Here is an 8,889-nt window from a genome sequence, read left to right as displayed (position 1 = left end):
GATATCTTTAGAGAGGAGCCCCCATTTTAGCTTTAAGGTAAATGTCAGATCAAAGTGTGTACTTTGCGCGTACTTTGATCAATTTAAGCCTGCGCCATATTTCCGCGGTTTTATACCCCTGTCAACACCAATAAGACTTCTAAATGCGCATTGGCATTTTTTCTATTTTTTTTAATAAGAATATTTTTATATTTTCTTGTGCGAGCAATAAAAGATTTTCTCATAACTTCTTTTTTCCCTTGGAAATAGTCTTCAAATTTGAATTAAAAAATTGTTTATTTATTTGAAACGGAGTCTTTAATGATTAATTTATAGTCACCAAAGAAAATATAAAGGCTGTTTGGATTATTTATTAGGGGTCTTTGAGCGCTATTCCGGGTGTAAGTGAATAGTGGCATCCCTTAGTTATGAAAAAATATCCTACAGAAGTGAGTTTATTAATACCCTGAAAAAAGAATAATGTACGGCGTGTTTCAATGTGATAATCACCTAAACAAAATTGCATGTAAGAAATTTGTAGGTGTGAGATAACATGTTGAATTGGTTTAGTAAGTTTGGACAAAGGCAACCTTAGTATAAGCTATAGTAAGCTTAAGTTGCTAAGTTAGCCATCAGAAGCGAAATATTTCCTAAAGAAAAATAAGTATACATTATAATTAATATTTGGCTAGTGATTGATTGCTCATGGAGTATTTAAGAATATCAACGAAATAGGGAGCCTACCCTCAGAGGTTTTAAATTGGTAAAAGTATGAGAACTTTGAATCCATTATCATTTTTTTTAAAAGAAATTTTCCCTCCATAAATATCGATTAATTTCTTACAAATTCCAAAACCTGTACCCACACCATATGTTTTTGAAGTAAAGAATGTGCCTGGCTCTTTATAGAGAAATTCCTCGGCCATTCCCGGCCCATTATCAGAAACTTTTAATTCTATAAAATCATTGCGCTTTGCTGTACTAATTGTAATTTGCCCTCCCATGAGTGAATGGAGTTGGAATACCTCAATGCTATTGCGAATTAAATTTAGTAGTATTTGGACAAGGTGTTCTCGATTAATGTTTATCTCTGGCAATTGAGAGTCTAATTCTAATTGGATATTGTAAGGGCATGTGTACTTAATTATATTTACTAATTGAATAATGACGTCATTAGGATTTAGTTTCTCAACAAAAAAATTTAATTCATTAAAACTAGTGTTTATCGTACGGATTATTTCTTTTACTACCAGAGCTTGTGCTTCAATTTTTTCAAGCCCCTCATGTATTTTGGTCAATTCTTTCCATTCTTTTTTTTCTTTTTCCATAATGAGACTACATGCCTTACTGTAAATGGAAATAGCAGTCAAAGGCTGACTTACTTGATCAGCAAAGCTGGAAATAGCTTGCTGCATTGCATCAATTTTATTTTTCTCTAAAGCCTGCGTAATTGTTTGGTATTGCATTAGCTCGTGAGTCACGTCTCTTTGTATCCCAATATAAAAAGATAAATCCTTATTCTTTTCTTTTATTGGCGCTAAACTAAGCTCATTAAAAAATATTGTGCCATTCTTTCTCATATTTCTTAAAATTATGCGACAATTTTTTTGTTCGCTAAGAGCTTGCCGGATTAATAATGTTTCAGGCTGGCTAGGTAAAGATCCTTGAAGAAATCTGCAGTTTTTTCCAATTACTTCTTCGGCACTATAACCGGTTAATTGTTCAAAGGATGGGTTAATAAACACTATAGGCTGATGAGTTTGTTTCATATCAACAATAGCTATCCCATCATTAGTAGCGTTTAACGCTTCAAAAGAAAAACTGCTTATTCCATTCATTATTAAATGACTCAGTTTAAATACCCAATCGGTAATTCTATGATTATATACAATCTGCTGAACCAACAATAGCTCAGCTGATGGATGGGGCCGGCCTTTTTACTTCTTGAAAACAGCTAATTGCCAGCAACTAGAGACCTATTGCTGGAATGCGACCAGAACAAATATTGATCAAATAGTTTATAATTTACGATAATGAAATTGTAAAGTAGAACCCATGAATGATGAAACTTTTAAAATCCCAAATGGCCAAGAGTGGCTAATTGGAAGAATGCAAAGCCTAGGATATAAAGGAAATCCTGGGGGCATGTGTTTTGGTCTTTGTGAAATGGCAAGACAAGCAGTGCAATTAGGATCGAAAGAATACTCTTTATTTCAGGAGCGTCTCAAACAAATAGCTTTGATACCTATAGAAAATTTCCCTGAAGAAATCGAACGAATAAAAGCACAAAGATTAGCTTTGTTTCAAAAAGCCAAACAACAAGCGAAAGAAGAGCTAGAGGAAAAAAACGAAGGCGTCGCCCTCGATAAACATATTAATGATCTCGCTAATGAAAAATTCATCAGTTTAATGGCTGATTTACCTCTCGAAGATCGAGCTCGTTTAAGTATAGATATGTTTTTAGATGGAGTTGAATTGTATTTCCACCCTTCCGTTTACCCTATGTTATTTCACAGTCAAATGAAGCATCAAATTTCGGATGCGGCAGCAATCCTGGTAGAGCCCAACCAATTACAACAAAAAAAATTGCGGGGTGAATTACCTTCACCGCTTGTTTTTACCGGCTCATATGGTACAGAGGATTTATACTCTTATTTGGCAATACTTCAAAAGCAATTAAAAGATTGCAAGAATCCTATTCCTCTACGCTTAAACTCAGAAAACCACGCGCTTTGTTTAGTATTTGATCCCAGCGAAGATGAAGAAAATTGTTGGACACTTTTTGATCCGAATAAAATGGCCAATATGGATGAACCTGGTGGAGAAGAGTCAGGAGATTATATCGAACGGGGTTTTTGTGGAGAGGGGGAGCAAAAACCCACAATTGAGTTTTCTACCTGGATTCACTTTCCTTCCAATGAAGATAAATTAATGTTTCAAGCAAATGCCACAGCAGAAAACGCCGAATGGAATAACATGCATAATCCAACAGATTTCAACAGAAATTTGTTAAATATTGCTATATATAATGGAGATATAGAGGCAATTAAGAATTTTTTAGATATCGGCTTTAACATTCTTGAAAAAAATAATCGTGGTCTCGACTATTTAGATCTAGCCATAGTTTATGATCATCCTGATATTGTGCAATTATTTCTTGAAAAAATTCCAAAGACTCAGTTGCATTCAGGGTACCTCATTAAAGCGATCGATTGTGGAAACTTAAAGATGACAAAAATGCTATTAGAAGCGGGTTTGGATCCTATGGCAATTGATAAAAGTCTAAATAAATCACCGCTGGACTTCTCAGCACAAAAATCCCACCTACCTGATAATAAAAATACAATCCATCAGGAAATCTATGAGGCAGTAAAAACAAAAGCAGAATCTTTTCATAAAAAAGAAAACAAGTCTTTTAAAAACAAGTTAATCAGCATAAAAGAGGCCGAGTCGGATCCTGAAGTCTCAGACAATCTAAGAAGAAAATATTAAATATAAGAACATATCATAATGGGTCACTTAGAATTAACGGCTAAAACATACTTTAAACCGCAAACAGATAACGAAGCTCAACAGCTGGCAAGACAAATTTCCCTTCAAACTGGGGATGATTTTTTCCAAGTCTTATTAACTAAGCCTATACCTATAATTAAAGCAACCTTTGGGCCTTATGCCGAATACTTTGCTCTCGTAAATTGTTTCGCTGGATTTCCCTATGAAAGACATATAGAAGATGCTAATACTTCAACAATATGGATTAGTAGTAAGAAAATAACTGCTTCATCATTTATCAAGACAACCTCTATCGGGATTGTCTTGAATAAACTTATCCTTCCCCAGATAAACAGCATAAATTAATAGCCAATACTCAACTCTAAGACAAAAAATTTTGGGCATTTTTTTGTGATTTCTAGCCAATGATAAACCGCGAAAAACCACTTAACCTGACCCCATTAACGTTGTGACATTAATCAAATGATAGAAGGTGATGCATCGATGGTAAACGGCCCAAATTGATCATTTCTTACCAATAGCTTTGAAGTCTCAGATTATCCTATAAAAAAATAAAAAATTTTGTTCAAAATTAACTTTACGGTTGAAATATGTCTTTCATAGCGACAAACCTAGCTATAATTATATGAATTGATTAAAAGGAGTTGATCATGAAAAGTAGACTTGAATCCTATCCCTATAATACGGAAAAATTATATATGGCTTATGGCATGGTTAATGGAGCGATGCTAATTTCTCTGACCCACGAATCTGGAGATTTTAAATTAAAAACACCTTTATCTACAGTTGAATACAAATTGAAATTAAAAGGAAATTGGCATTTTGCAGAAGAAAATAGAGGAGATTTTGACCTATTAGCTAAAAATTTGCGAGATTTTATGAATGCACAAGAAACTAGACCTTCAAAAATTGTATTTGTTGGAGATGCTAATTTAGGGGCATCAGACTATCATGAAATCTCCCCTTTAATCGATGAGGTATTAAAAGGATTGCTTACTACAAATATTCCTGTAAACAAATATCTATATTCAAATGGTGATAAGGTGGTACTTGAAGGACTTAAAGAAGACGCTTTAATGCATGACACTCGAGCTCATCGTACTTATGTTGGGCCAACGTCAGAAGTATTTAAAGGTGCTGCTCACTTAATACAACATGGAACTATGTTTGGTCATGATAAACTACCTACTTCACATTACGACCCTATTCAACGAGATATTCCTGATGAAAATAAACATATAGGAGAGTTTAAGAATTTTAAAGATGTATTTAAGGGCAAACCGAATGACCAGGATAAATCTTCTGACCTACAACCTTAATCGGATTTAAGTTTAAATTTACATATATAGTGCAGATGCGTATAGCAGCTCTGCACTTATATGAGGTTGTATAAAGCTTTAGTCACTAACTTATTGCCTAAAAGGATTATTAGCCCCAAGCCCCTCATCTGTATCGCCTAGGGAGTCTCCATTACTTGTAATATGATGGTTATTTAAAGTGTTATTTTTACTGGGTGATGGTTTTTTTTCTTGAGAGAACATTGAAAATTTACTATGCCCAAGCGAAGACTCTCGATAAGAGTAGGGGCTCTCTTGGGGTGGCATCGCTTTAAATCTTGACTCCATACTTGGTATTTCCTGAAGAGTTTTCTTTTCTTGTGCAATAATAGAGCGTTCTTCTTCTTTTCTATTTTTATGATATTCTCGTACAAAGTAATTGGGCTCTTTAGATTCAAAACGGAAATTATTTGCTAAACCATCAAGGATGTTTTTTAAAGTCCTGAGTCTTTCTCGTCCTTCACTGGTAATTGGTTTTTTTCTCCTAAGGTCAGACATTTCTATGAGTAAGTAGGCTACTGGTTTGTCTTGATATTTTGTGCGTATGAAATTAGCATTTAAGGTTTGGTCATATTCTTGTAAGAAGAGTAACGCTTTTATTGTTCTAACTGTTTTTGGGAAAGAATGTCGATACGAGAAGCTGGATATATTATTTAATACATTTTCTTTATAGCTATCCCAGGCGTCTAGACTGGTCTGGCTTTTTGGTAGTTCGTTAGATTTATTTAATAAAAGAGCTAAACCCACATCAACACAAACTGTCTGTCCTTGATTTGGGCCTTTCTCAATGGTTATGAAATTTTTGTCACCCATTGCATCAATTACAATTCGTCCTGTCTCATTATAAATATCAATTAACTTAGCGCTAATCTCTTTATCAGTAGCTGCTCTTCCTTGAATAAAAGGACAAATCCACCCATCTATACCCTCTATTTGGTAGGATGATGCGGGAGGCTTAAGATTGCTATTCAGTAAATTCCATAGCTCTTGAGGTCTCTTGCCTTTGTCTAATTTTGCGTTTTTGTTCTTATCATCTAAAAGAGGAACTTTAAAAACTAACGTGTTTTGTTCATTACTATAGGCGACATTAAAAGACCCTTTTCCCATTTTTCTCCATAAACGCCCTTGCTCATCCTTGAGTGAATCTTTCATTTTCAGAATTCCAATAGATTATTTTGTATAATTATAGATCATATTATTTAGTGTCTTGGTCATGGAGCCTCTCTTGTAAACAACCTAGCTATGGCTTTACGTCCTTCCTCCAGCATCAATATAGATGAAGCAACGCCGATAGCCATCGCCCATTGGGCAGCGCTCAGATCGGTTGTCCCAAATATAGACTGTGCAGGTGACCAGTGCACTACCAGGATCTGGAGGACAATGACGGCAGTGAGCGACCACCACAGCATGCGATTTTTAAAGAACCCTTTGACGAAGGACGAACCCTGCTCGACGCGCGCATTGAAAACATTGAAAAACTGAAACAACACAAATGTCGTGAAGGCAAGTGTCAGCGCACTCTGCTCATTCCCGCTGTTCCCTGCATAGGACAATAGAGAGAGTGTACCCACCATCATTATTAAACCGAGTACAATAACGCGGCTTAAGCGTTCCCATGGCAACACAGGTTCGGATCGACGACGTGGCATATCATTCATGATCCCTGATCTTCCTGCATCTAGCGCTAACGACACAGCGGGTGGGCCATCCATAATCAGCGCAACCCATAGAATTTGGATTGGATTAAAAGGATCCGGTAATCCTAAGATAGGCGCAAAAAACACCGTCAAGATGGCACCCACAGTGGTTGAGAGTTGAAAACGAATGAACTTGAGGATGTTGTCGTAGAGAACACGGCCTTGTTGGACTGCGTCCACTATTGTGGAAAAGTTGTCGTCCGTTAGTACCATACTTGCAGATTCTTTAGCGACTGCAGTGCCCACGATACCCATCGCTACACCAATGTCTGCAGTCTTCAGAGCAGGAGCATCATTGACTCCATCGCCGGTCATCCCAACCACATGTCCCTTACTTTGTAACGCTTGCACGATCTTCACTTTATGAGCCGGCGACACTCGCGCAAATACGGCAATATCGTCGATTAACTCGGCAAGTTGTGACAAATCGAACTTGTCGAGTTCTACACCGGAAATGGCATCACCCTGCAGACCGAGTTCGCGCGCGATGGCTAAACCTGTATCCCTGTGGTCGCCGGTGATCATTTTAATCGCTATGCCTGCTGCTTTGCACTGTGCGATGGCTTCCTTAACCTTCGGTCGCGGAGGATCCTGCAGTCCGATAAGCCCCAAGAACGTGAGATCATGAATACAGGCCAATAGATTCTTTGATGCCGTGAACCCCTTAGTCTCCAAGAAGCGAGATGCTACTAGCAAGCACCTGAGCCCGCGAGACGCCATGATGCGGTATTGCCCTTCTATCTCTTCTTTACGCTTGATGTCCAACAGACCATCGTGGTCTAGGCCAATAAAATGGTCGCATCGAGTAAGCAAAACGTCAGGTGCCCCCTTCACGAAGATTTGAACCCCTCCTGCTACACGGTGGAACGTTGCCATGAACTTATAAGCTGAATCAAAAGGAATCTCGGCAATACGCGGGTAGTCCGTCAGTACACCCTCACAATGAAGCCCCGCTTTTGCAGCTAGTGTCAACAAAGCAGCTTCGGTCGGATCACCAATAGCCCGCCCATCCTCGACATGGCTATCATTGCAAACGACTAAGGGCACCAAAAGTGGCTTCATGTCGGGTAGCGATGTACCAACTTTCTGTGGACTTAATACGCCCGCAGTACCGTAACCCTCACCACTGACGTTGAATTGCTGGTTAAGATAGAACAATTCGCGCGCGACCATCTGGTTTAGTGTAAGTGTACCAGTCTTGTCAGAGCAAATGACCGTTGTGCAACCCAAAGTTTCCACGCTCGCCAGCCTCTTGACGACCGCTCCGTGCCGCGCCATCTGATGCATTCCCAGTGCCAGTGTTACCGTGACAACTACGGGTAATCCCTCCGGCATCGCAGCGACGGCTAGCGCAATGGCATCGATAATCGCATGTGTGAGATTCTCGCCCCGAAGTAATTGAAACAGGAACAAAAGACTGATCAGCGTCAGCGCTACTAAGCCCAATTGTCTGCCTAGCTGGTTTAACTGAATTTGTAGAGGGCTCGGGATCTCTGGGGTTGATGCCAACTCTTGCGACAACTGTCCCATCTCAGTTTGCATCCCAGTGGCAGTAACCAAAAATTCTGCTCGACCGCGTGTGACCATCGTGTTCATATAGACCATGTTCAGCCGGTCGGCCACCGGTAAATCTTGCACAGACTTGGCGTTCACCTGTTTACTGACAGGCAGTGACTCGCCAGTCAAAGTCGACTCGTCTACATCGAGATTCGCCGCAACTATCAACCTGCCGTCTGCAGGGAGTCTGTCTCCGGCCTCTACCAACACTACATCTCCAGGCACAACGGTTTCAGCATCGATAGAGAGTTTCTTACCGTCACGACGAACATGGACCCGGTGGGGGAGCATCTTCCGCAGCGCAGATAAGCTCTGTTCCGCCCGGTACTCTTGGTAGAAACTAACGAAACCATTGATAACAACTATCGCAAGGATCACGCTGGCATCTTTAACGTGCCCAATTAATGCAGCCAATGCAGCGGCCCCGATCAAGATGAGGATCAAGGCACTCTTAAACTGAGTCAGAAAAAGTAGCCATGGCGATCGTGGCGGTTGGCCTACTAGCCGATTTATGCCTACTGAGTTCAATCTTGCTGCTGCCTCTTGCGCAGTAAGCCCGGTAGATAAATCGACGTTCAGGCGTTTTACAACCTCGTCGATTTTCAAGACATGCCAAGATTCGGTTTGAATTATGCCAGGCTCTTTGTCGGACTCCCCATTAAGACGTGTACTCATATAATTCCCTTTAGTAATCAGAAGCCTAATTTGACTCTTGTGTTTAAGTATTCAAAGTCCCTTCGGCGACCTAATGCTAGGATAGCACTCTTTCATGGCTTTTTGTTTTTCATTGAGTGAAGATTACGCCT

The 8,889-nt window shown here is 39.3% G+C and carries 6 protein-coding genes; 3 read left to right on the top strand and 3 right to left on the bottom strand.

Translation table 11 applies throughout. From position 1 onward, the window contains the following. Nucleotides 1–734: 734 nt before the first annotated feature. Nucleotides 735–1,817, bottom strand: a complete 1,083-nt coding sequence (locus ACWTEW_RS30125; RefSeq protein WP_454781700.1) for a PAS domain-containing protein — start codon at nucleotides 1,815–1,817, stop codon at nucleotides 735–737. 217 nt (nucleotides 1,818–2,034) lie between these two features. Here ACWTEW_RS30125 and ACWTEW_RS30120 point away from each other — a divergent pair, with 217 nt between their 5' ends. From ACWTEW_RS30120 to ACWTEW_RS30110, 3 genes are all read left to right on the top strand, one after another. After that, complete coding sequence (locus tag ACWTEW_RS30120; RefSeq protein WP_454781699.1) at nucleotides 2,035–3,471, top strand: ankyrin repeat domain-containing protein; 1,437 nt, start codon at nucleotides 2,035–2,037, stop codon at nucleotides 3,469–3,471. An 18-nt stretch (nucleotides 3,472–3,489) separates the two neighbouring features. Continuing rightward, nucleotides 3,490–3,837: a hypothetical protein gene (locus tag ACWTEW_RS30115; RefSeq protein WP_454781698.1), complete on the top strand. Its 348-nt coding sequence runs from the start codon at nucleotides 3,490–3,492 to the stop codon at nucleotides 3,835–3,837. Nucleotides 3,838–4,142: 305 nt separating this feature from the next. After that, a complete protein-coding gene (locus ACWTEW_RS30110) occupies nucleotides 4,143–4,811 on the top strand; it encodes a hypothetical protein (RefSeq protein WP_454781697.1) in 669 nt (222 codons plus the stop codon). A 90-nt stretch (nucleotides 4,812–4,901) separates the two neighbouring features. Here ACWTEW_RS30110 and ACWTEW_RS30105 read toward each other — a convergent pair whose 3' ends face one another. Both ACWTEW_RS30105 and ACWTEW_RS30100 read right to left on the bottom strand, forming a co-directional pair. Continuing rightward, a complete protein-coding gene (locus tag ACWTEW_RS30105) occupies nucleotides 4,902–5,981 on the bottom strand; it encodes a hypothetical protein (protein WP_454781696.1) in 1,080 nt (359 codons plus the stop codon). 59 nt (nucleotides 5,982–6,040) lie between these two features. Then, a complete protein-coding gene (locus ACWTEW_RS30100) occupies nucleotides 6,041–8,758 on the bottom strand; it encodes a calcium-translocating P-type ATPase, PMCA-type (RefSeq protein ID WP_454781695.1) in 2,718 nt (905 codons plus the stop codon). Nucleotides 8,759–8,889 lie beyond the last annotated feature (131 nt).

The sequence above is a fragment of the Legionella stuttgartensis genome (assembly GCF_977063405.2).
This window is presented reverse-complemented; position numbering and strand designations above follow the sequence as displayed.